This is a genomic window from Sphingomonas sp. GW821-FHT10F09 (assembly GCF_058809195.1).
Genome location: NZ_JBXASI010000001.1, coordinates 675,960 through 697,621 on the forward strand (window position 1 = coordinate 675,960; position 21,662 = coordinate 697,621).

Sequence of the window (21,662 nt, forward strand, 5' to 3'; positions counted from 1 at the left end):
GCACCGCCGGCATACTGGCGTGACGCCGGTGATTGAGACGGGTGTCGCGACGGCGCTGGCGGCGGTCGCTGCCGTGATGCGCGACGCCCGTGGTCCGTGGTGGGTGATCGGCAGCGCCGCGGTCGCGCTGCATGGCGCCGTGACCGATGTCGCCGATATCGATCTGCTGGTCGGCGAAAAGGATGCAGCTGACCTGGTGTCGCGATTGGGACTGAGGGCGGAGCGGCTTGATCCGCATCCGCTGTTCCGGTCCCGAATCTTCGCGCGCTGGCCCCGGTCCGACCGCACGGTCGAGATCATGGGGGGCTTTGCGATCTGCGAAGGCGGCGCTTGGCAACCGCTGGTTCCCGTCACCCGGATTGCCTTGGGTGACGTGTACGTGCCGGATCGCGATGAACTGATGGCAATTTTGACCCGGTTCGGCCGGGCCAAGGATATCGAGCGCAGGCGTCTGCTCGCCGCGCTGTAGATGTACGGGAGCGCCGGGTTGAGGCGCTCGACGCTCCCGAACCTCGTCAGTCGGCGACCGTGCCGACCACCGCGCCACCGGTGCCGCCGATCGCGGCGCCCTTTTCGACGCTGCCACCGGTCGCCGCGGCGACGCCCGCGCCACCCGCTGCACCGATCCCTGCGCCCTTCAGCGTCGAACAGGCCGACAGGCTGACGGCGGAGGCGAGCAGGAGGGCGGTGGCGGCGATGGGCTTGATGGACATGGCTAATTCCTTCGTTGCGGGGATGCGGGGGTAATGTCGCGGCGCAGCAAAGGTTTCCGTTCAGCAATCATTTATCACGAACGATGCGGGCGTTACGCCCAGCCTTCGAGCACCTGATCGGGCGGGCGGTGGCCATCCGCCCACATGCGGATGTTCTGGATCACCCGCTCGCCCGACGCCTGCCGCCCCTCCAGCGTCGCGCTGCCCATGTGCGGGGTCATCACGACGTTGTGCAGTGCGAGCAGGCGCGGATCGATGCGCGGTTCGTGCTCCCATACGTCGAGCCCCGCGCCGGCGAGGCGGCCGGCCTCCAGCGCGTCGACCAGCGCGGCTTCGTCGACGATGCCACCGCGGGAGGTGTTGATGAGATAGACGTGGGGCCGTATCAGCCCGATGCGGCGGCGGTCGATCAGATCGCGGCTGTCGGCGTTGAGCGGCGTATGGATGCTGACGATGTCCGCCGCCGCCAGCATCGCGTCGAGATCGGCGTGGAAGGTCGCGCCCAGCTCCGCCTCGACCACCGCGGGCAGGCGATGGCGATTGTGATAATGGATCGACAGGCCGAACGCGCGGGCGCGGCGCGCCACCGCCTGGCCGATGCGACCCATGCCGACGATGCCCAGCGCCTTCCCGCCGATGCGATGGCCGAGCATGCCGCCGGGGCTCCAGCCATGCCATTCGCCCGACCGCACCAGCTTCTCGCCCTCCGCCAGCCGGCGCGGGACGGAGACGATCAGCGCCATCGCCATGTCGGCGGTATCTTCGGTCAGTACGCCGGGCGTGTTGGTGACGATGATGCCGCGTGCGCGTGCCGCCTTCAGCGCGATGTGGTTCACGCCCGCGCCGTAATTGGCGATCAGGCGCAGCCGCTCGCCGGCGCCGGCGATCAACGCGGCGTCGATCTCGTCGGTGACGGTCGGCACCAGCACGTCGCAATCCGCCATCGCCGCGGCAAGCTGATCGCGGGTCAGCGGGGCGTCGCCGCGGTTGTTCGTGGTGTCGAACAGCGCCTCCAGCCTGTCCATCACCGTATCGGCGAGTTCGCGGGTCACGACGACCTTGGGGGTGCGGCGGGAATCTGACATGGCGCCACCGGCTTGGCGAAGCGCGCGGCGGGCGTCAACGGATCGTTGCTGTTCATCCGCGCCGCGCTAGAGAGGGCGCAGAGGAAAAGGACAGGAACGATGCGGTTTTGGGCTTTGGGCGCGATGGCCATCGCCGGACTGGCGATGGTGACGGCGGACGGCCGTGCGAGCGCCGCCGACGCCAGGAAGACGCTGCCCTATTTTGCGTCGATCAACGCCGGCCGCGCGCGGATGCGCACCGGGCCGGACAAGACCTATCCGGCGAGCTGGCTGTACCAGCGCGCCGACCTGCCGGTGCGGGTGATCGCGACGTTCAAGCAATGGCGCAAGGTCGAGGACCCCGACGGGACGCAGGGCTGGATGCTCGCCGCGCTGCTCAGCGAGCGCCGCACCGGGATCGTGCGGAGCGCGCAGCCGGTCGAGATGTATGCGCGTCCGTCGGCCGGGGCGAAGCTGTTGTGGCGCGCCGCGCCGGGTGTGGTCGGGCGCCTGTCCGAATGCGGCGGCGGATGGTGCCGGCTCGACGTGAAGGGGCAGGCGGGCTTCGTCGAGGTCGCCGACCTGTGGGGCGTCGAGGGCAGCGAACGGCTGCCGTGATCCGGGACCCTAACCGGATGTTAGGACCGGGACGGTAGCGATCGCGCTCCCCGTGCGAAGGGCCACGATCGTGACGCCAACCGAACCGTTTCAAATGCATCACAGCTGGCCGTTGGCCGAGGCCGACCAGAGGTTCGATCTGGGGCGCCTGCTCGACGATCCACCCGCCGCGGACGGTGCGGCCGTCCGGTTCGTTTCGCCGGATGCGACGCCGGGGCTATGGGCCTGTGATCTCGCCGACAATCGCCTCAGCTGGTCGCGCCAGGTGTTTCGCCTGTTCGGCCTGCCCGAGCATGCGGCGCCTGCGCGCTGTGCGACCGTCGCGCTCTATGCCGAGGCGTCGCGGGTGGCGATGGAGCGGTTGCGCGCGCACGCCATCCGCCATCGCCGCGGCTTCACGCTGGACGTCTCGGTCTTTCCGCACGACGCGGGCCAGCGGTGGCTGCGGCTGATCGCCGCGCCGGTGTGCGAGGGCGGGCAGGTCGTCCGCCTGCACGGCAGCAAGTCGGACGTCTCGCACCTGTATCGCCGCTGAGCTACTGCATCAGTTCCACCGCCATCGCGGTCGCCTCGCCGCCACCGATGCACAGCGACGCGAGCCCGCGTCTCTGTCCGGTCGTCTGCAGCGCCGACAGCAAGGTCGCGAGGATCCGCGCGCCGCTCGCGCCGATCGGGTGACCGAGCGCACAGGCGCCGCCATGGACGTTGAGCCGCGCCGGATCGAGGCCGAGGTCGTGGACCGCGATCATCGACACCGCGGCGAACGCCTCGTTGACCTCGAACAGGTCGATGTCGTCGCGGCTCCAGCCGGCCCGCTCCATCGCCTTGCGCATCGCGAACACCGGCGCGGTGGTGAACTTCGCCGGATCGTGCGCATGCCCGGCATGCGCGACGACGCGCGCGATCGGCGTCAGCCCCAGCCGCTCCGCCACGCTGGCGCGCGTCATCACCAGCGCCGCGGCACCGTCGGAGATCGACGAGGCGTTGGCGGCGGTGATCGTGCCGTCGCGCGAAAAGGCGGGCTTCAGCGTCGGGATCTTGGCGACGTCGCCCTTGGCGGGCTGTTCGTCGAGCGACACATTGGTGCTGCCCTTGCGGCCCTTCACCTCGACCGCGACGATCTCTCGGTCGAAGGCGCCCGCCCGTTGCGCCTTTTGCGCACGGTTGAGCGATTCGATCGCATAATCGTCCATCGCGGCGCGGGTGAACTGATAGTCGGCCGCGGTATCTTCGGCGAAATTGCCCATCAGCTTGCCGGGTTCGTAGGCGTCCTCGAGCCCGTCGAGGTACATATGATCGTAGAGCGTGTCATGGCCGATGCGCGCGCCGGCGCGATGCTTCTTCGATAGATAGGGTGCGTTGGTCATGCTCTCCATGCCACCGGCGACGAGCATCTCGACCGAGCCGGCGGCGAGCGCGTCCGCGGCGAGGATCGCCGCCTGCATACCAGACCCGCACATCTTGTTGACCGTCGTCGCCTCGACATGCGTGCCGAGGCCGGCACCGATCGCCGCCTGCCGCGCCGGCGCCTGGCCGAGGCCGGCGGGCAGGACGCAACCCATGTAGATGCGCTCGATCGCTGCCGCCGATGCGCCGGACCGGTCGACCGCGGCCTTCACCGCCGCCGCGCCGAGTTCCGTCGCGGATGCACCGGCGAGGGCGCCCTGAAACGAGCCCATCGGGGTGCGGGCATAGCCGAGGATGACGACGGGATCGGTGGACATGGGCTCTCCGGTGTTTTGGGTTGCCAGCAATCTAGGATGCGGGGCAGGGCGGGGCAATGAGCGCGCCGGCCCGAGTCTGTCCTGCACATAGGGAATCCCGCCGGATCGATCCGCAGCGCCGTGCGCTGGGCGAAGATGGAAGAATTTATCGAGCCAGTACGGTGGTTTGCATCGATCAGCGGGATGATCGCCGCCGGCGTGGTCGCGCTGGACTGGGGACGCCGGGATACCGGCTGGGCGATGGTGCTGTTCTGCCTGTCGGCGGTGGCGTGGATCACCGGCGCGGTCCTGATGCGCGACTGGGCGCTGGGGTCGCAGAACATCGTGCTGCTCGGCATCGATGTGCTGGGCGTCTATCGCTATCTGATCCGCGAACCGGACCCCGGCGAAGCCTGACATGAGCGCGGCCGTCGTCTGGCCGCTGGCGCTGGGCGTTGCGGGGGCGATCTTCGGCAGCTTCATCGCCGCGCTGGTGATCCGCTGGCCGCAGGGGCGATCGGTGATGCACGGGCGTTCCGCTTGCGATGCGTGCGGGCGGACGCTGGGCGCGGGGGAATTGGTGCCGTTGCTGAGCTTTACCGTGCAGCGCGGGCGTTGCCGGGGTTGCGGCGCGCGAATCGATCCGCGGCATGCGGGAATCGAGCTGGCCGCGCTGGGGATCGGTCTGGCTGCCGGCATCGTCGCACCCGATGCGGACGGGATCGCCGGGGCCGTGTTCGGCTGGCTGCTGCTCGCGCTCGCGGCGCTCGACCTCAGCGCATTCTGGCTACCCGACCGGCTGACCGGCCTGCTCGCCGCAGCCGGGCTGGCGGCGGGAGCCGCGGGACTCGACCCGCCGCTGATCGACCGGCTGATCGGCGGCGTCGCCGGTTACGCGAGCCTCGCGCTGATCGCATGGGGCTATAAATCGGCACGCGGGCGCGACGGCATGGGCGGCGGCGACCCCAAATTGTTTGGTGCCATCGGGCTCTGGCTCGGCTGGCGGATGCTGCCGGCGGTGCTGGTGATCGCCAGCCTGATCGGACTCGGCGTGGCGCTGTTCGCGCACCTGACCGGCCGGGGCATCGCCCGCGACACCGCTCTGCCGTTCGGCGCGCTGCTGGCGGTGGCGGCTTACCCTGCGTGGATCGCCATGATATCCCTCGCGTCATGATCGCGCTGTTGCTCGCCGTCGCGGCCCAGGCCGCCCCCGCCGCCCCGGTGTTGGGGGCGATCGGCCGCCAGCAACTGCCCGACAAGGGGTGCGCCGCCTATCTGTGGAGCGCGACCGACCGTCAGCTGGTCGCGATGGCGACCGCCGATCCGGCGACGATCCGCATCGCGATCGGCGGCCGGACGATCGATCTCGCGCGCAGCGCCGGCGACGGGCCGGGCAAGCTCGGCTTCGCCGACGCCGCCGAATATCGCCGCGACGACATCACCGCGCGGCTGACGATGGATATCGTCCAGCAGGAGGGGCTGACCGCGGGGGCGAAGGTGCCGACGGGGTCGTTGCAAATCGACCGGCCGGGGCAGGACGGCATCGTCGTCCCCGTCGCCGGACTGATCGGATGCCGCGCATGACGATGGACGCATTGCTGGAGGCGCAGCGCGCCGCCTTCATGGCCGAACTGCCGGTGACGCTCGCGGTGCGCAAGGACCGCCTCACGCGCGCGGCGGCGATGATCCGCGACCATGCCGTCCGCTTCTGCGACGCGTTGAGCGAGGATTTCGGCCATCGCAGCCGCGACCAGTCGATGCTGACCGATATCGGCGGATCGATCGCGCCGATCGCGCACGCGCTGAAGAAGCTCGATGGCTGGGCGAGGCCGGAGAGGCGTGCGGTCCAGTTCCCGCTCGGCCTGCTCGGTGCCCGGGCCTGGGTCGAATATCAGCCCAAGGGCGTCGTCGGCGTGATCGCGCCGTGGAATTTCCCGGTCAACCTCGTGATGGGGCCTGTCGCGGGCGCCTTTGCCGCGGGCAATCGCGTAATGGTGAAGACGAGCGAATTCACCCCGGCCACCGCGGCCTTGTTCGAGGAGGTCGTCGGCGGCTATTTCGCGCCCGACGAACTCGCCTTCGTGTCCGGCGGGCCGGAGGTCGGCAAGGCGTTCGCCGCGCTGCCGTTCGACCATTTGCTGTTCACCGGCGCGACCGGGGTCGGCCGCCATATCCTCCACGCCGCGGCGGACAATCTGACGCCGGTGACGCTCGAACTCGGTGGCAAGAGCCCGGCGATCATCGGCGCGGATGTCGACCTAGCCCGCGCGGCGGAGCGGATCGCGCTCGGCAAGATGCTCAATGCCGGGCAGATCTGCCTCGCGCCCGATTACGTTCTCGTCCCCGCCGCGCAGGAACGCGCGCTGGTCGACGGGCTGAAGGCGGCGGCGAGCGCGATGTATCCGACGCTGCTCGCCAACCCCGATTACACCGCGATCATCAACGACCGCCACCACCGGCGGCTGAGCGACTGGCTCGACGACGCCCGCGCGAAGGGTGCCCGGATCGAGACGGTCAATCCCGCCGACGAGGATTTCAGCAACTCGAACGGCCGGAAAATGCCGCTCCACATCGTCACCGATGTCACCGACGACATGGTGCTGATGCAGGAGGAGATTTTCGGGCCGATCCTGCCGGTCGTCCGCTACGACGGGATCGACGCGGCGATCGCGCGCGTCAATAAGGGTCCGCGCCCGCTCGGCCTCTATCATTTCGGCCGCGATGGCGACGAGCGCCGCCGGGTGCTCGACCGGACGATCTCGGGCGGGGTGACGCTGGACGATGTCGTCTTTCACGTGTCGATGGAGGACCTGCCGTTCGGCGGGGTCGGGCCATCGGGGATGGGCAGCTATCACGGCGTCGACGGGTTCCGGACCTTCAGCCATGCCAAGGCGGTGTTCAAACAGGCGCGGCTCGACGTCGCGAAGATCGCCGGCCTGAAACCGCCGTACGGCAAGGCGCTGGCAGCGTCGATAAAGCGGCAGATGAAGGCCTGATTCTACCGACGACAGCATGTCGTACAAATAGGCCGCCTCCCATCCCGTTGATCGCCCAGCGGAAATCCGGGCAGTTGCGACAAAAGTCCTCGCTGCGATGCAACCAAGATGCGGGCGGCGGCGTTATCGGCGTGCTTGGGGGTGGATTCGAACGCGAACGCTCTCACAAAGGGGAACGGACACGCGTGCGAGTATCGACCGGACGACATTACTGGCTTGCCATCGCTCTGGTCGCCGCGGCCCCGGCATATGGCCAATTCAACCAGCAGCAGGGCGTTGCACCGGCTCGAGGGCCGGATGCGCCCAAGGTAGAGCGCGACAAGGCGAAGGCCCCGGCCGATGGCGTCCAGACCGGCGTCACCGACCCCAATGGTAACGCGCCGATCGTTCCCGACAGCGAATTCAATGCCGCGCTGCCGCCGCTGAGCGGTGACATCAATGCGCCGCTCGAACCGATGCCGGCCCAGTCTTCGGCTGCCCAAACGACGTCCCCCGCCACCCAAACGACGCCGACGCCGGGATCGACCGTGGCGCAACAGCCGCTGGTCAACCCGGACGGTACGCTGCCGCCCCCCGCGGCGGAAAATCCGGAGCTGGCGCAGCCGCTCCAGCCGCTCGGCACCTTTGATTCGGCGCCGCTGCAGACGGTGGCCGACGTCAAGGACGCCGACGCGCCGCAAATCCGCTACGACACCGAGCTGAAGGGGCTGGAGAAGCTCGATCTCGCCTCGCAGTTCAAGTCGCTGTCGGCCTTGCAGGAAGGCGGCGGCAAGGCTGCCAATGCGACGCAGGTCGCCGCCCGGGCGCGCGAGGACGAGGCGCTGGCGGTGCGGCTGATGAAGTCGCTGGGCTATTATGACGGCACCGCGATCTCGATGGTCGAGACGGTGCCGAACGCCGATGCGACCAAGGCCGGTCGCCTGCGCGCGACAGTGACCGCAACGCCGGGCCGGCTCTACACGCTGTCGTCGGTGGTGATCGAGGCGCAGCCGGTGACCCCGCCGGACCTGCTCAGCCGCAATCTGCCGTTGCGCGTCGGCGATCCGATCGAGGCGGCGCGCATCCAGGGCGCGGAGGCGAACGTCAGCCTCGTCCTGCCGCAGCAGGGCTATCCCTTCGTCAAGCTCGGCGATCGCGACATCCTGCTCGACGACCAGTCGGAAAAGGCGACCGGCGCCTATACGCTGCCGGTCGATACCGGTCCGCGGTCCAGCTTCGGCAACCTCGTCACCACCGGCGACCCGGTGTTCGACCTGAAGCATCTCAACGTCTTCCCGCGGTTCGACGCGGGCGACCTCTACGACAGTCGCAAGCGCGACGATTTGCGCGACGCGCTGGTCGCGACCGGCCTGTTCTCCAGCGTTTCGGTCGAGCCGCAGCGGACCGGCCGCACCAATGCCGACGGCACCGAGGCGGTCGACCTGCTCGTCCGCCAGAGCAAGGGGCCGGCACGGACGCTGGCGGGCAGCGCGGGCTATTCGACCGGGCAGGGCTTCAAGGCCGAGGGTAGCTGGACGCACCGCAACCTGTTCCCGCCGGAGGGAGCGCTGATCGGCACGGTCGTCGCCGGTACGCAGGAACAGGGCGCTTCGGGCACCTTCCGCCGCTCCAACGCCGGCCGGCGTGACAAGACGTTCACCGCGATCGCCAGCGCGGTCCACCAGAATTACGACGCCTTCGACGCGTTCACCGGCACGCTGTCGGCGCGCTGGAGCTATGTCTCGACGCCGATCTGGCAGAAGCGATTCACCTATTATTACGGCGGCGAACTCGTCGGCACCAACGAGAGCGTCTACGATTTCACGGAAGGGCGGAACGTCCGCCGGACCTATGGCATCGTCGCGCTGCCGGGGCAGGTCGAATGGGACACGTCCGACAGCCTGCTCAACCCGACGCGCGGCTATCGCCTGCGCCTGAACGTCAGCCCGGAAGGCGCGGTGAGCGGCGGGTTCAAGCCCTATGTCCGTACGCAGATCGAGGGCACGCTTTATTATCCGGTGTCGAACAGCCTGGTGATCGCGGGACGCGCGCGTGCCGCGTCGATCCAGGGCATCGCGCGCGACGATCTCGCGCCCTCGCGCCGCTATTACGGCGGCGGCGGCGGATCGGTGCGCGGCTATGGCTATCAGCGGCTTGGGCCGTTCGATCCCAACGGCGATCCGGTCGGCGGCCGCAGCCTCAACGAATTCGCGCTCGAGGCGCGCTACCGGTTCGGCAATTTCGGCATCGTACCGTTCGTCGACGCCGGCAACAGCTATGAATCGAGCCTGCCCAAGGGGTCCGAACTGAAGTTCGGCGCCGGCATCGGCGGCCGCTTCTACACCAATTTCGGGCCGATGCGCATCGACGTGGCGACCCCGCTCAACCCGCGGCCCGGCGACGGCAAGGTCGCGCTCTACATTTCGATCGGGCAGGCATTCTGATGGCGCAGGACACGCCCGTGACCGAAACGACCGACGCCGCCGTCGTGGCCAGGCGGCCGCTGTGGCAGCGCATCCTCAAGTGGATCCTGTTCCTTGTCCTCGGCCTTGTCATTCTGGTCGGGGCGGTCGTGCTGGGGATCAACACCGATCCCGGCCGCCGCTTCGTCGCCAACCGGATCGGCGGCTATACGACCGCGTCCGGCCTTAACATCAAGGTCGGGCGGATCGATGGATCCCTCTATGGCCGGATGGTCCTGTCCGACGTGCGCGTCGCCGATCCCAAGGGCGTGTTCCTCACCAGCCCGCGGTTGAGCGTCGACTGGCGCCCGTTCGCGTTCGTGGACAATCACGTCGACGTGCGCGCGCTGTCGACCGAACTGGTCACGCTCGCGCGCCGACCCGAACTCAAGCAGACGCCGAGCGACCCGAACGCGCCGCTGCTGCCCGATCTGGATATCGACGTGAACCGCCTGCACGTCGGCCGGCTGGTGCTGGCCAAGCCGGTGACCGGTGAGACGCATATCGTCCGCATCGACGGCGCGGTGCATATCGCCGATCGCCGCGCGCAGCTCGTCACCGATGCTGCGGCGCTGCGCGGTGCCGGTGTCGCCGGGGGCGATACGCTGCACCTGAAGCTCGACGCGGTGCCGGAGCGCAACCAGCTCGACATCGACCTGAAACTGGACGCGCCGGTGGGCGGCGTCGTCGCCACGATGGGGGCGCTCAAGGCGCCGCTGACCGCGACCGTCGACGGCCGCGGCAGCTGGAAGGCGTGGCAGGGCAAGGCACGCGCCACGCTGGGCGGCGGGCAACTCGCCGACCTCGACGTCACCGCGCGCAACGGGCGTATCGCCGTGCGCGGCTTCGCGACGCCAGGCCTGTACCTGCAGGGGCCGGTCGAGCGTCTGACCGCGCCGCGCCTCGACCTGGCGCTCGATACCACGCTCAACGACCGCAAGGCGGATACGCGGCTGACGCTGAAGTCCGATGCGCTGGCGGTGGATGCGGGGGGGCTGATCGACCTTGCCAACAACACGTTCGGCAATTTCGCGGTCAACGCGCGCCTGCTCACCCCCGGGGCGATCGCGCCCAACCTGCGCGGCCGCGACGTGATGGCGCGTGTCGTGCTCGACGGGGCTTTCGGGACGCCGACGGTCGATTACAAGATCAACGCCGCGGCGATCGGCTTCGGCACGACGACGGTCGAGAACGTTTATGCCGAGGGCCTCGCCCGGGTGAACGCCGACCGCATCCTGGTACCGGTCAAGGCGCGCGCGCGTCGTATCACCGGCCTCAACGCCGCAGTCGGCGGGCTGGCGAACAACGTCCGTATCGAGGGCGACTTCGCCATTTCGATGCCGAACATCCTGTCGGACAATCTGCGGATCCGGTCGGACAATATCGATGCGACCGCGATCGTCGTCGCGAACACGCAGACCGGCCGCTACACCGGCGCGCTGAAGGGCCGGGTCAACAACTACCGGCTGGAGAGCATCGGCATCCTCGACCTGTCGACCGACGCCAAGCTGGTGCCGGGCGCCAATGGCGGGTTCGGCATCACCGGGCGCGTCGTCGCGCAAACGAAGCAGCTGTTCAACAGCGGCGTGCGCGATTTCCTGGGCGGCAATGCGATCGTCCGCAGCGACATCGGCTACAGCCCCGAGGGCATCGTCACCTTCCGCAACCTGCGGATGAACGCGCCGCAGTTCCGCATCACGCGCGGCGAGGGTCGGTTCAACCCCGCGAACGGCGGCGTGCTGGTCAATGCCGATGCCTATTCGACGCAATATGGGCCGCTGTCCGCGCGCGTCACCGGCAGCGCCGATGCGCCCGTCGTCGTGCTGCGCGCGGCACGCCCGGGCGTCGGCATCGGCCTCGTCGATCTCAATGCGCGCGTCGTCGGGCGGGGCGGGGCCTATGCCGTCACCGCAACCGGCGGCACCGACTACGGACCGTTCACCGCGGACGTGCTGGTGCGTCCGAGCCCGCAGTTGACCGTCGACGTCAATCGGGTCGTCCTCGCCGGCATCACCGCGCGCGGGCGCATCGCCGCCACCGCGGCGGGGCCGTTCGCCGGTGCGCTGCAATTCGCCGGTCGCGGCGTCAGCGGCAACGTGCGCCTCGGCAACCAGGGCGGCTACCAGCGTGCCGACGTCGCGGCGCGCGCCTACAACGCCAGCATCCCGGGCATCGCCGACTTCAACATCGGCCGCGCGATCGTCGATGCGAACGTCGTCATGTTCCCCAAGGCGCCGCAGGTGATCGCCGACGTGCAGGTCGCCGACACGCGCTACAATGCGTTCGTCATCCAGGCGATGCGCGCCAAGGTGAACTATGTCGGCGGCCGCGGCACCGCGCAGGCGCTGCTGACCGGATCGAGCGGCGTGCCGCTGCGGATCGCGCTCAACGCGCAGCTGTCGCCGGGCAATTACCTCGTCGCCGCGCAGGGGCAGGCGAACAACATCCCGTTCCGCACCGTCAATCCGGCGCGGATCACCGCGGCGGGCAATGCCTATCGCCTCGCCGCGACGCGGATCGATTTCGGTCAGGGGCCGACCGCCGGTTCGGCGCGGGTCGCGGGATCGTTCGGCGGCGGCGTGACCGCGGCGCAGGCGCGGCTCGATCGGCTCAACCTGTCGATGCTGTCGGCGTTCGTGCCGAACCTCGGCCTGTCGGGCGCGGTCACCGGCAGCCTCGACTATCGCCAGCAGGGCAGCGCCATTCCCGCCGCCGATGCGCGGATGACGATCGCCGGCTTCCAGCGCACCGGCCTTGCCGCGGTGTCGGAGCCCGTCGACGTCCAGTTCGTCGGCCGTCTCGTTCCCGACGGGGGCGAGGCGCGGGCGTTGGTCAAGCGTGGGCCGAACACGATCGGCCGGATGCTCGCAACGCTGCGGCCGCTGCCGCCGGGCGCCGGATCGTGGACGACCCGTCTGATGCAGGCGCCATTGTCGGGCGGCATCCGCTACAACGGTCCGTCGGGGGTGCTGTTCAGCCTCGCCGCGCTGCCCGAGCAGCAGCTGACCGGGCCGATCGCGGTCGCGGCGGACTTCTCCGGCCGGGTCGCGGCACCGCGGCTCAACGGGCTGATCCGTGCGGACAACCTCACCTATGACAACGAAACCTTCGGGACGCGCCTGTCGCAGATGAAGATCGCCGCCCGCTTCACCAACGACCGGCTCGACCTGACGAGCCTGACCGCGCGCGCCGGCAACGGCACAGTGCAGGCGCAGGGCAGCGTCGGGCTGGCGGCGGACAGCGGCTTCCCGATCGACCTGCGTGCGAAGCTCAACAATGCGCAGCTTGCCAAGAGCGACGCGCTGGCAGCGACGACGTCGGGTGACATCCGCTTCACCTATGGACGCGATGGTGGCCTGCTGCAGGGCAACCTGAACGTGCCCGAGGCGCGCTACCAGATCATCCGCCAGGGTTCGGCGGAGGTGCCGGAACTGACCGGCATCCGGCGCAAGAGCCAGCTGGTCACCCCGCGCCCGACCGACCGGGCAAAGCCGGCGCCGGTCAGCCTGATCCGGCTCGACCTGACGGTGCGTGCGGAAAACCAGCTGTTCGTGTCCGGCATGGGCCTCGAATCGGAATGGGAGATGAACCTGAAGGTCGGCGGCACTTCGGCGGCGCCGGTCATCACCGGCGGGCTGGACCTCGTGCGCGGCACCTATTCCTTCGCCGGCAAGCGCTTCGAGGTGACGCGTGGCACGATCCGCTTCCGTGGCGGCGCACTGACCGACCCGGATATCAACATCCAGGCATCGACCACGGTCAACGGCATCACCGCGCTGATCGCGGTCACCGGCACCGGCCAGCGTCCGCAGATCGCCTTCACCTCGACGCCGGCGCTGCCGCAGGACGAAGTGCTCAGCCGCCTGCTGTTCGGGACGAACCCGGAAAACCTGTCGGCGACCGAGGCGATCCAGCTGGCGAGCGCGCTCAACTCGCTGCGCGGATCCGGCGGCGGCGGGTTGAACCCGCTCGGCAAGCTGCGCTCGGCGACCGGTTTCGACCGGTTGCGAGTGCTGGGCGCCGACGAGGCTAGCGGGCGCGGCACCAGTCTGGCGGCGGGCAAGTACCTGACCGACGACATCTATGTCGAGATCGTCACCGACGCCCGCGGCTTTACCGCGACGCAGCTGGAGATCGCGCTGACGCGGGCGCTGAGCCTGCTTACCTCGACCGGTTCGGCGGGCGGGTCCGACGCCCGACTGAAATATTCGAAAGACTATTGAGGGCGATTAGGGTAGGTCTCTCCACTAAACCGAATAACGGGTATGGTGGAGGGGCCGATGGCCGAGCATGTCGATGTGGTCGTGGTGGGCGCCGGTATTTCGGGCGTGGGCCAGGGGTATCACCTGCAGACGCGGTGCCCGGACCGCAGCTATGTCATCCTCGAGGGGCGGGCGGCGCTGGGCGGAACATGGGACCTGTTTCGGTATCCGGGTATCCGATCCGACAGCGACATGCATACGCTCGGCTTCTCTTTCCATCCCTGGACGGCGGCCAGATCGATCGCGGACGGCCCGTCGATCCGTGCCTATGTCGAGGAGACGGCGCGGACGTACGGCATCGACCGTCACATCCGCTTTCGCCACCACGTCACCAGCGCCGCCTGGTCGACCGAGGACGCACGCTGGACGGTCGAGGTCACCGGACCCGACGGTGAACCGCTGACCTTTACCTGCAATTTCCTGTGCATGTGCTCGGGCTATTACAATTACACCAAGGGCTACACGCCCGAGTTCGCCGGTGCCGAGCGTTTCGGCGGCCGCATCGTCCACCCGCAATTGTGGCCCGATGATCTGGACTATGCCGGCAAGCGCGTCGTCGTGATCGGCAGCGGCGCGACCGCGGTGACGCTGGTGCCCGAGATGGCGAAGACGGCCGCGCACGTCACCATGTTGCAGCGATCGCCGACCTATGTCGTCTCCCGTCCCGGGGAGGACAAGATCGCCAACTGGCTGCGGACCAAGTTGCCCGCCAAGGCGGCGTACGGCGTCACCCGCTGGAAGAACGTGCTGACCAGTATGGTCTTCTATCGCATCGCAAAGAAGCGGCCGGAGAAGTTCAAGCAGCGCCTGATCGGCATGGTCCGCGACCATCTCGGCCCGGACTATGACGTCGATACGCATTTCACCCCGCGCTACAATCCGTGGGACCAGCGGCTGTGCCTCGTGCCGGATGCCGACCTGTTCGAAAGCCTCAAGCGTGGCGATGCGTCGGTGGTCACCGACACGATCGAGGGCTTCACTGAATCCGGCATTCGGCTGCATTCGGGCGAGGAATTGCCTGCGGACGTCATCGTCACCGCGACCGGCCTCGAACTGCAATTGCTCAGCGACGTGCGCTTCAGCACGGACGGTGTGCCGATCGATCTGTCCAAGGCATTGCAATATAAGGGGATGATGTTCTCGGACGTGCCGAACCTCGCCTATACGTTCGGTTATACTAATGCGTCGTGGACGCTGAAGGCGGACCTGGTGGCGATGTACGTCTGTCGCCTGCTCAACACGATGAAGAAGCGCGGCCTGCGACAGGCGACGCCGCACAACAGCGATTCGACCATGGCGACCGAGCCGTTCGTCGATTTCAGTTCCGGGTATATCCAGCGCGCGGAACACACGCTGCCGAAACAGGGTTCGCGCAAGCCGTGGAAGCTCAACCAGAATTACGCGCTGGACGTGCTGGCGCTACGGCTGGGGTCGGTGGACGACGATATGGTGTTCGGGAATCCGGCACCCAAGGCGGGGAGACTGGCGGCTTAGGGCTGGGGTCGGGGGACATCGCGTCCCCGATTCGCCTGCCTCATGCAGACAGCGTCAGCGCACCATGCGGACCGCTTGGTCGTGCCGCGAGTATATCACGGCAACAGGATCGGGAAGTGTGATTTCGCCCCTGCTCGCGCGAGGAATTCTCGCGCGAGCAGGGGCGAGCTAAAAAATGACGCCTTTACAGAGATTTCCGGCCCGGACGTCTTCAGCGGAGTCGCGTGACTCACGCATCGGAGAGACCGAGCCGGGATCGATCTCACCAGGGCTTGATGTTGATCGAGATGGCGGCGAGCACCAGAGCGAAAAGAACCGACATGCTTATCTCCCTATTTGGCATCTTTGGGATGCGTGCCAACGTTAACAGAAAATTAAGCATTTTCCAATCGCATTCCCCGGCAGTGGGCCCCGTCAGGGGGAGTTAATGCATTCTTCAACACTCGGGCTTAGTCGGGACGGGTCATGACCGTTGCGCAACGCCCGGAAACCGTGGAAAAGTCCGCCTCCCAGGCCCGGGGAGAAACCGCGCAGGCGGCGACGGACGCATGGCGATTTCACCTGCTGCTCGAAATCGCAAACTTCACCGATCTGCGTCGCTGCCTTGGCTGCCAGCGCGCGGACTTGCTGGTCGGGCTGGTCTCGGACCGGATCGGGCGGGTGGTTCCGGTCGCGAGTGTTGCTCCCATCGGACGGACGCAGATCGCCTGCGGGTTTCGCGATGCCCGACCGGATGCGGCCGACACGATCGTCGCTGCGATCAAGGGGGCTTGCGAACGGCCGTTCGTGATCGACGATCAAAACGTCATCGTTACGATCACGTCGGGCGCAGCCAGTGCGCCCACATCCAATGTCGACGAAGTGGCGATGGTCGAACAGGCGGAGGCAGCGCTGGCCGAGGCGCGTGCGGGATATCGTGCGGTGACGCATGCGCTCCCCCCACGCGCGCTGCCGGATGCGCTGCAACTGGCGAGTGAACTGGCGATTGCGATCGACGACGAACAATTGGTGCTGCATTACCAGCCCAAGGTGCATGTACGCCGGCAGGAGATCACCAGTGCAGAAGCATTGGTGCGCTGGCGTCATCCGACGCGAGGGCTCGTCATGCCCAACGACTTCATTCCGATCGCTGAAGACAGCAATCTGATCGGGGCGATGACGTTGTGGACTATACGTCAGGCTATAGAAGATCAGCGCAAGCTCGCCGCGCGGGGGCATCAGTTGCGGCTGTTCATCAACATCGCAGGGCAACTGCTTGGCGATGCGGCATTTGTGCGCGAGGCGTGCGACCTCGTCGGCGGCAGCGATGCCAAGCTGGGGTTCGAGATCACCGAGACATCGGTCATTCGCGATCCGGCCGGCGCGATCGCCAACCTCAACATCTTCGCCGACTTCGGCATCACCATCGCGATCGACGATTACGGCGCCGGCCTGTCGTCGCTCGCCTATCTCAAGCAATTGCCCGCGCGCGAACTGAAGATCGACAAATTGTTCGTGACGCAGCTGACCAGCTCCAACCGCGATCCGCTGATCGTGCGGTCGACCATCGATCTTGCGCATGCGCTGGAGATGGAAGTGGTCGCCGAGGGCGTGGAGACGCATGCGGCGCTCGCGCTGCTGACGGTGATGGGCTGCGACATGGTGCAGGGGTTCCTCATCAGCCGCCCGGTGGTGCTCGAATCGCTGTTCCAGTATCTCGAAGAGGGGCGGCATCGCGCGCCGACGCCCGACCCGCTTGCCGCATTCGCAGGTTTCGCCACGCCACGCCGCATGGCCTGAACGATGGCGTTGCGCATCGTGATGTTCGTGTGCGCCCTGCTGCTGCTGCCGACTGGCGCCGCCGCCCTGGACAGCCGGACCGCGGCGTTCGATGCCCTGATCGCCGATGCGAAAGCGGCGATGCTGACCGATCCGCGCGAGGCGGAGACCAAGGCGCATGCCGCCGAGCGTCTGGCGGAGCGCCAGCCGCCGACGCGGGGGCATGCCGTGCAGCGCGCGACGGCGATGTGGCTGCGGGGCGAGGCGCTGTCGCGGCTGAACGATCTGGCGCGCGCCGAGCCGTTGATTACCGGTGCGGTCGAACTGACATCGCGGGTCGCGCCCGGATCCAACCTGCAGGGTGACGCCTTGCTGGCGAGTGGGTGGATCAACACCGCGCAGGGCGATGTCGCGGCGGCGCTGAGCGCCTATCAGCGCGGCTATGCGATCTTCCGCGCGCTGGGCGAGACGCGCAGCCAGGCGAAAGCGCTCCAGTCGATCGGCTCGCTCTATGCCGATGCGAACGACTATGCGAATGCGCTGCGCTATTACGGGCAGGCGCTGGACGCGTACAAGGCCGATCCGATGCTGGCGATGACGTTGTACAACAACCGCGGCAATGCCTTCAAAGACCTCAAGCGCTATCGCGATGCCGAAGGACAATTCCGGCAGGCGCTGGCATTGACCCGGGAGATGGGCAGCCCGTTGCTGCGTATCGTCGTCCTCGCCAATATCGCGGAAGCGCGATTGCTGGGCGGCGATGTCGCCGGTGCGCAACAGGCGATCGACGAGGGGTTGCGGCTGGCGGAGCGGGGCGAGGCGGCGTCGTATCGCAAGTTCCTGATCGGCCTCGCCGCGCAGGCGGCCTATCAGCGCGGCGACCTGCGCCATGCCGCAACGCTGATCGACGAGCGCTTCGCAGGCGAGGATCTGGCCAGGACGACCCTGATCGACCGGACCGCCCATCAAAGCGCCTACACCATCTACAACGCCACCGGGGCGCATGACCTCGCGCTTCGGCATCTGGTCGCGTTGAAGCGGCTGGATGACGAGGCGACGACGCTGGCGCGGTCGACGGGGGCGGCGCTGATGGCGGCGCGGTTCGATTTCGCCAATCAGGAACTCAAGATCGCCAACCTGCAGCGCGACGAGGCGCGGCGGAACGTGGCGTATGAACAAACGCGGGCCCGGACGCAGCGCGATATCTTCCTCGGCGTCGCGGCGGCAGCGGTGTTGATCGTGGCGATGCTCGCCTTCGGCCTCGTCACGCTGCGCCGCAGCCGCAACAAGGTGCGTGCGGCCAACGCCGACCTCGCCGTGACCAACACCGCACTCGGCAAAGCGTTGGCGGCGAAGACGGAATTCCTCGCGACGACCAGCCATGAGATTCGCACGCCGCTGAACGGGATCCTCGGCATGACGCAGGTGATGCTCGCCGATCAGGGCGTGGCGGGGGCGACGCGCGACCGGCTGACCGTGGTGCACAGCGCGGGGGTGACGATGCGCGCGCTGGTCGACGACATCCTCGACGTCGCCAAGATGGAGACGGGCAATCTGGTGATCGAGGCGGCGCCGTTCGACCTCGATGCGATGCTGCGCGATTCGACGCGGCTGTGGGACGATCAGGCGCGCGCGAAGGGGCTGACCTTCGCGCGCGATCTGGACGACTGCCCGGGCATGATCGTCGGCGACGCGGTGCGACTGCGGCAGGTGGTGTTCAACCTGATGTCGAACGCGTTGAAGTTCACCGCGACCGGCGGGGTATCGCTGAGCGTCGCCGCCACCGCCGACGACCGGCTGCACATCGTCATCGCCGATACCGGCGTCGGCATCGCGCCCGACAAATGCGAGGAGATCTTCGAATCGTTCCGGCAAGCGGACACGAGCACGACGCGCCAGTTTGGCGGCACCGGGCTGGGCCTGTCGATCTGCCGCAACCTCGCGCGCGCGATGGGCGGCGACGTCACCGTATCGAGCACGCCGGGCGCCGGATCGCGCTTCACGGTCGACCTGCCGCTGGTTCTCGCGCCGGCCGCCGATGCGCAGGGCGCCGGGGCGGCGCCGACGCCGGCGCTGCTGATCGTCGATCGCAGCCCGATCACCCGCAGCATGCTGAAGACGCTGCTGGCGCCGCATGCCGGCGAGGTCGCGCTGGCGGCGTCGCTGGACGACGCGCTGCCGATCCTCGATCGCGGCGGCGTCGAGCGGATCCTGATCGACGCGGCGGTGCTGTCGGCGACCGGCGATGCCGCCATGGCGGCACGGCGGCTGGCGCAGCAGGGCGGCGGCGCGCGGATCGTCATCCTGTGGCCCGCCGGCAGCGATCCTCATTGTGACGGTATCGCAACGACCCCGTGTTTTACTAACGTTATCAAACCGGTCAGCGGCGTGTCATTGGTCGCATCCTTATATGCGTCGGGTGACGACGCCCTTGTATCGCAGGCGGCATGAAGCGTAGACGCAAGACCATGCTTCCGACGAAACCGCCTACCAAGCAGATGTCCGGGCGATGAACGTCCTGTTCATCGAGGACGACCGGATGAATCGGCGGGTCGTACGGGACATGCTGGACGTCGCCGGCGCCAGCATGACCGAGGCGGAGAGCGCCGAGCAGGGTTTGGCGACGCTCGATGCGCAGACGTTCGACATGCTGCTGATCGATCTGCGGATGCCCGGCATGGATGGCATCACCGCGATCGAGCACATCCGCGCCCGCGACGATGCCAAGGCGACGGTGCCGATCATCGTCATCACCGCCGACACCGCGCTCGACCTGCGCGAACGTTGCATAGTGGCGGGGGCGGACGAGGTGTTGTTCAAACCGGTTGCGATGGACGCGCTGTTCGAGGCGATGGGCCGTATCCTCGCGCGCGGTGCGCAGGACGGCATGATCGCCTGATCGTCAGTCCTGTGCGGGCGGTACCTGCAAGGCGGCGGCCAGCGAGGCGGTGGCGCTGCCGCGGCGTGCCGGCTTCGGCTGCGAGGCGTCCGGCGCCCAGCCGGTGACGAACACGATCGCAAACCGTTCGGTGGTGCGCCCGTCCGGGCCGGCGGCGTCGGCAAAGGCCGCGGCGGCGCGGGCCAGCGTGCCGCGCGTCATGCCCGACCGGCCGGTCAGGATATTGCTCGCCGCCATGCCGCGCAGGTCGTCGAGCAATCGTCCGAGATGCGCGTAGCGGACGTCGAAGGTTTCGACATCGGCGACCGGCAGCGCTAAGCCGGCGCGCATCAGCAGGTCGCCGGCGGAGCGGACGTCGATCTGCGGATGCAGCCGCGCCGCGGGACGATCGCCCTCGGCGACGCGTAGCGCCGCACGGAGCGCGGGCAGACTGCCCCCGCCGAGGAAGGCGCCGAGGAACAGGCCGTCGGGACGCAGCACGCGCCGGATCAGGGTCAGCGCGCCGGGCAGGTCGTTGACCTGATCGAGCACGCCCGCGCTGAGCACGCCGTCGAAACTGGCATCGGCGAAGGGTAGGCGATCCTCGTCGCCCTGCACCCCGCCGATGCCGCGCGCGAACCCGAAGCCGGGGTCGACGCGGGCGATCCGCGCGCCGGGTACGCGGAGGCCGGCATCGGGCGCACCGATGTCGAGCACGTCGTCGAAACTGCGTTTCACCGCGTCGAGCCGTTCGAGCAGCCCCTCGACCATCACGTCGCGCAGGAAAGCGTGGGCGGGATAGTCGCCCGCGGCGGCGCGGTCGCGGCGCCGGCGACGGGACGGGCGGTCGAAGATGTCGGCGGGAGTGGGGGCGGCGTTCACGGCGCGGCTTGTGCCTGCTCCGGCGGTGCGCGACAAGCGGCCATGCGGACGGGGGGCGGCGCGATCGGACGGGCGGCGGTGGTGGCGCGACGGGCCGTCGGCGCCGTATCGGGTGCCGTACTGGGCTGGGCGTTGCCGCCGCGCTGCCCCGGTTGCGGCACGCCGGTCGCCGCCGATCACCGCTTCTGCGCCGCCTGCTGGAGCGGGTTGCGGTTGCTGGCCCCGCCATGGTGCGCCGGCTGCAACCGGCCCTTCGCCTTCGACCGCGGTGAGGATGCGCGCTGCGCGGCCTGTATCGCCGAGCCGCCGCGGCATCGGGGCGTGCGCGCCGCGGTCGCCTACGGCCCGGTGGCGCGGCAGCTGGCGCTGAAGCTGAAATACGGGCGCCGGATCGGCGTCGCCGCGACGATGGCGGAGCGGATGGTGCCGGGGATGCCGGAGGGGCTCGACCTGCTGGTTCCGGTGCCGCTGCACCGCTGGCGGCTGTGGTCGCGCGGCTACAACCAGGCGGGGCTGATCGCGGCGGCGTTGCATCGAAGCATCGGCGTGGCGCACGATCCGTTCGCGCTGGTCCGCCATCGCCGGACCGTCGCACTGAAGGGGCTGGGCGGGCGCGCGCGGCGCAAGGCGGTGGCGGGCGCGTTCGCGGTTGCCGACCGCGACCGGGTGCGGGGCAGGGCGATAGGGCTGGTCGACGACGTCTACACCAGCGGCGCGACCGCGGCCGCCTGCACCCGCGCCTTGCTGGCGGCCGGCGCGGCGTCGGTCACGATCCTGTGCTGGGCGCGCGTGATCGAGGACGAGGCGGCGGCGGCCGATTGACAAGCCCGGTCACAGCCCACACTTCCTGACC

Annotated in this window: 18 protein-coding genes; 14 read left to right on the plus strand and 4 right to left on the minus strand. The window is 68.6% G+C overall.

The window, feature by feature from the left end; translation table 11 throughout:
* Positions 1 to 19: 19 nt before the first annotated feature.
* Positions 20 to 469 carry a nucleotidyltransferase domain-containing protein gene (locus AC1RTO_RS03210; RefSeq protein ID WP_493159476.1) on the plus strand — a complete coding sequence of 150 codons (450 nt, stop codon included), beginning with the start codon at positions 20 to 22 and terminating at the stop codon, positions 467 to 469.
* A gap of 46 nt (positions 470 to 515) precedes the next feature.
* Here the strand turns inward: AC1RTO_RS03210 and AC1RTO_RS03215 are convergent, their stop codons facing one another.
* Positions 516 to 713 carry a YMGG-like glycine zipper-containing protein gene (locus AC1RTO_RS03215; protein WP_293877931.1) on the minus strand — a complete coding sequence of 66 codons (198 nt, stop codon included), beginning with the start codon at positions 711 to 713 and terminating at the stop codon, positions 516 to 518.
* Between the two features lie 92 nt (positions 714 to 805).
* Positions 806 to 1,798 (minus strand): 2-hydroxyacid dehydrogenase, encoded by a 993-nt coding sequence (locus AC1RTO_RS03220; RefSeq protein ID WP_493159477.1) that lies wholly within the window; start codon positions 1,796 to 1,798, stop codon positions 806 to 808.
* A gap of 99 nt (positions 1,799 to 1,897) precedes the next feature.
* Between AC1RTO_RS03220 and AC1RTO_RS03225 the strand changes: the two genes are divergently transcribed.
* Positions 1,898 to 2,395 (plus strand): SH3 domain-containing protein, encoded by a 498-nt coding sequence (locus AC1RTO_RS03225; RefSeq protein WP_493159478.1) that lies wholly within the window; start codon positions 1,898 to 1,900, stop codon positions 2,393 to 2,395.
* A gap of 94 nt (positions 2,396 to 2,489) precedes the next feature.
* Positions 2,490 to 2,930: a hypothetical protein gene (locus AC1RTO_RS03230; protein WP_493159479.1), complete on the plus strand. Its 441-nt coding sequence runs from the start codon at positions 2,490 to 2,492 to the stop codon at positions 2,928 to 2,930.
* Between the two features lies 1 nt (position 2,931).
* On the opposite strand, the gene AC1RTO_RS03235 is transcribed toward AC1RTO_RS03230, so the two are convergent.
* Positions 2,932 to 4,119, minus strand: coding sequence for an acetyl-CoA C-acyltransferase (locus tag AC1RTO_RS03235; RefSeq protein ID WP_493159480.1), 1,188 nt, complete (start codon positions 4,117 to 4,119; stop codon positions 2,932 to 2,934).
* Positions 4,120 to 4,302: 183 nt separating this feature from the next.
* On the opposite strand from AC1RTO_RS03235, the gene AC1RTO_RS03240 reads away from it, so the two are divergent.
* From AC1RTO_RS03240 to AC1RTO_RS03285, 10 genes are all read left to right on the plus strand, one after another.
* The gene (locus AC1RTO_RS03240; RefSeq protein ID WP_493159481.1) at positions 4,303 to 4,515 is read left to right on the plus strand and encodes a hypothetical protein; all 213 of its coding nucleotides are present in this window, start codon (positions 4,303 to 4,305) and stop codon (positions 4,513 to 4,515) included.
* A gap of 1 nt (position 4,516) precedes the next feature.
* The gene (locus AC1RTO_RS03245; RefSeq protein ID WP_493159482.1) at positions 4,517 to 5,272 is read left to right on the plus strand and encodes a prepilin peptidase; all 756 of its coding nucleotides are present in this window, start codon (positions 4,517 to 4,519) and stop codon (positions 5,270 to 5,272) included.
* Positions 5,269 to 5,682, plus strand: a complete 414-nt coding sequence (locus AC1RTO_RS03250; RefSeq protein WP_293877941.1) for a hypothetical protein — start codon at positions 5,269 to 5,271, stop codon at positions 5,680 to 5,682. The genes AC1RTO_RS03245 and AC1RTO_RS03250 overlap by 4 nt, the downstream gene beginning before the upstream one ends.
* Positions 5,679 to 7,094, plus strand: coding sequence for a coniferyl aldehyde dehydrogenase (locus AC1RTO_RS03255; protein ID WP_493159483.1), 1,416 nt, complete (start codon positions 5,679 to 5,681; stop codon positions 7,092 to 7,094). The genes AC1RTO_RS03250 and AC1RTO_RS03255 overlap by 4 nt, the downstream gene beginning before the upstream one ends.
* Positions 7,095 to 7,279: 185 nt before the next feature.
* The gene (locus AC1RTO_RS03260) at positions 7,280 to 9,517 is read left to right on the plus strand and encodes an autotransporter assembly complex protein TamA (protein ID WP_493159484.1); all 2,238 of its coding nucleotides are present in this window, start codon (positions 7,280 to 7,282) and stop codon (positions 9,515 to 9,517) included.
* Positions 9,517 to 13,758: a translocation/assembly module TamB domain-containing protein gene (locus AC1RTO_RS03265; protein ID WP_493159485.1), complete on the plus strand. Its 4,242-nt coding sequence runs from the start codon at positions 9,517 to 9,519 to the stop codon at positions 13,756 to 13,758. Before AC1RTO_RS03260 ends, AC1RTO_RS03265 begins: the two co-directional genes overlap by 1 nt.
* Before the next feature lie 57 nt (positions 13,759 to 13,815).
* A complete protein-coding gene (locus tag AC1RTO_RS03270) occupies positions 13,816 to 15,291 on the plus strand; it encodes a flavin-containing monooxygenase (protein WP_493159486.1) in 1,476 nt (491 codons plus the stop codon).
* A 465-nt stretch (positions 15,292 to 15,756) separates the two neighbouring features.
* Positions 15,757 to 17,070 (plus strand): EAL domain-containing protein, encoded by a 1,314-nt coding sequence (locus AC1RTO_RS03275; protein ID WP_493159487.1) that lies wholly within the window; start codon positions 15,757 to 15,759, stop codon positions 17,068 to 17,070.
* A gap of 3 nt (positions 17,071 to 17,073) precedes the next feature.
* The gene (locus AC1RTO_RS03280) at positions 17,074 to 19,500 is read left to right on the plus strand and encodes an ATP-binding response regulator (RefSeq protein ID WP_493159488.1); all 2,427 of its coding nucleotides are present in this window, start codon (positions 17,074 to 17,076) and stop codon (positions 19,498 to 19,500) included.
* Between the two features lie 58 nt (positions 19,501 to 19,558).
* Positions 19,559 to 19,948 carry a response regulator gene (locus AC1RTO_RS03285; RefSeq protein WP_493159489.1) on the plus strand — a complete coding sequence of 130 codons (390 nt, stop codon included), beginning with the start codon at positions 19,559 to 19,561 and terminating at the stop codon, positions 19,946 to 19,948.
* Positions 19,949 to 19,951: 3 nt separating this feature from the next.
* Here AC1RTO_RS03285 and AC1RTO_RS03290 read toward each other — a convergent pair whose 3' ends face one another.
* Complete coding sequence (locus AC1RTO_RS03290; RefSeq protein WP_493159490.1) at positions 19,952 to 20,809, minus strand: class I SAM-dependent methyltransferase; 858 nt, start codon at positions 20,807 to 20,809, stop codon at positions 19,952 to 19,954.
* A gap of 42 nt (positions 20,810 to 20,851) precedes the next feature.
* Here AC1RTO_RS03290 and AC1RTO_RS03295 point away from each other — a divergent pair, with 42 nt between their 5' ends.
* Entirely contained in the window at positions 20,852 to 21,631 is a 780-nt protein-coding gene (locus AC1RTO_RS03295; RefSeq protein WP_493159491.1) for a ComF family protein, read from the plus strand.
* Positions 21,632 to 21,662 lie beyond the last annotated feature (31 nt).

Excerpts from the sequence above, each read along its gene's own strand:
- AC1RTO_RS03215 (WP_293877931.1), bottom strand. The coding sequence starts at position 713 with ATGTCCATCAAGCCCATCGCCGCCACCGCCCTCCTGCTCGCCTCCGCC.
- AC1RTO_RS03220 (WP_493159477.1), bottom strand. The coding sequence starts at position 1,798 with ATGTCAGATTCCCGCCGCACCCCCAAGGTCGTCGTGACCCGCGAACTC.
- AC1RTO_RS03225 (WP_493159478.1), top strand. The coding sequence starts at position 1,898 with ATGCGGTTTTGGGCTTTGGGCGCGATGGCCATCGCCGGACTGGCGATG.
- AC1RTO_RS03230 (WP_493159479.1), top strand. The coding sequence starts at position 2,490 with ATGCATCACAGCTGGCCGTTGGCCGAGGCCGACCAGAGGTTCGATCTG.
- AC1RTO_RS03235 (WP_493159480.1), bottom strand. The coding sequence starts at position 4,119 with ATGTCCACCGATCCCGTCGTCATCCTCGGCTATGCCCGCACCCCGATG.
- AC1RTO_RS03240 (WP_493159481.1), top strand. The coding sequence starts at position 4,303 with ATGATCGCCGCCGGCGTGGTCGCGCTGGACTGGGGACGCCGGGATACC.
- AC1RTO_RS03245 (WP_493159482.1), top strand. The coding sequence starts at position 4,517 with ATGAGCGCGGCCGTCGTCTGGCCGCTGGCGCTGGGCGTTGCGGGGGCG.
- AC1RTO_RS03250 (WP_293877941.1), top strand. The coding sequence starts at position 5,269 with ATGATCGCGCTGTTGCTCGCCGTCGCGGCCCAGGCCGCCCCCGCCGCC.
- AC1RTO_RS03255 (WP_493159483.1), top strand. The coding sequence starts at position 5,679 with ATGACGATGGACGCATTGCTGGAGGCGCAGCGCGCCGCCTTCATGGCC.
- AC1RTO_RS03265 (WP_493159485.1), top strand. The coding sequence starts at position 9,517 with ATGGCGCAGGACACGCCCGTGACCGAAACGACCGACGCCGCCGTCGTG.
- AC1RTO_RS03270 (WP_493159486.1), top strand. The coding sequence starts at position 13,816 with ATGGCCGAGCATGTCGATGTGGTCGTGGTGGGCGCCGGTATTTCGGGC.
- AC1RTO_RS03275 (WP_493159487.1), top strand. The coding sequence starts at position 15,757 with ATGACCGTTGCGCAACGCCCGGAAACCGTGGAAAAGTCCGCCTCCCAG.
- AC1RTO_RS03280 (WP_493159488.1), top strand. The coding sequence starts at position 17,074 with ATGGCGTTGCGCATCGTGATGTTCGTGTGCGCCCTGCTGCTGCTGCCG.
- AC1RTO_RS03285 (WP_493159489.1), top strand. The coding sequence starts at position 19,559 with ATGAACGTCCTGTTCATCGAGGACGACCGGATGAATCGGCGGGTCGTA.
- AC1RTO_RS03295 (WP_493159491.1), top strand. The coding sequence starts at position 20,852 with ATGCGGACGGGGGGCGGCGCGATCGGACGGGCGGCGGTGGTGGCGCGA.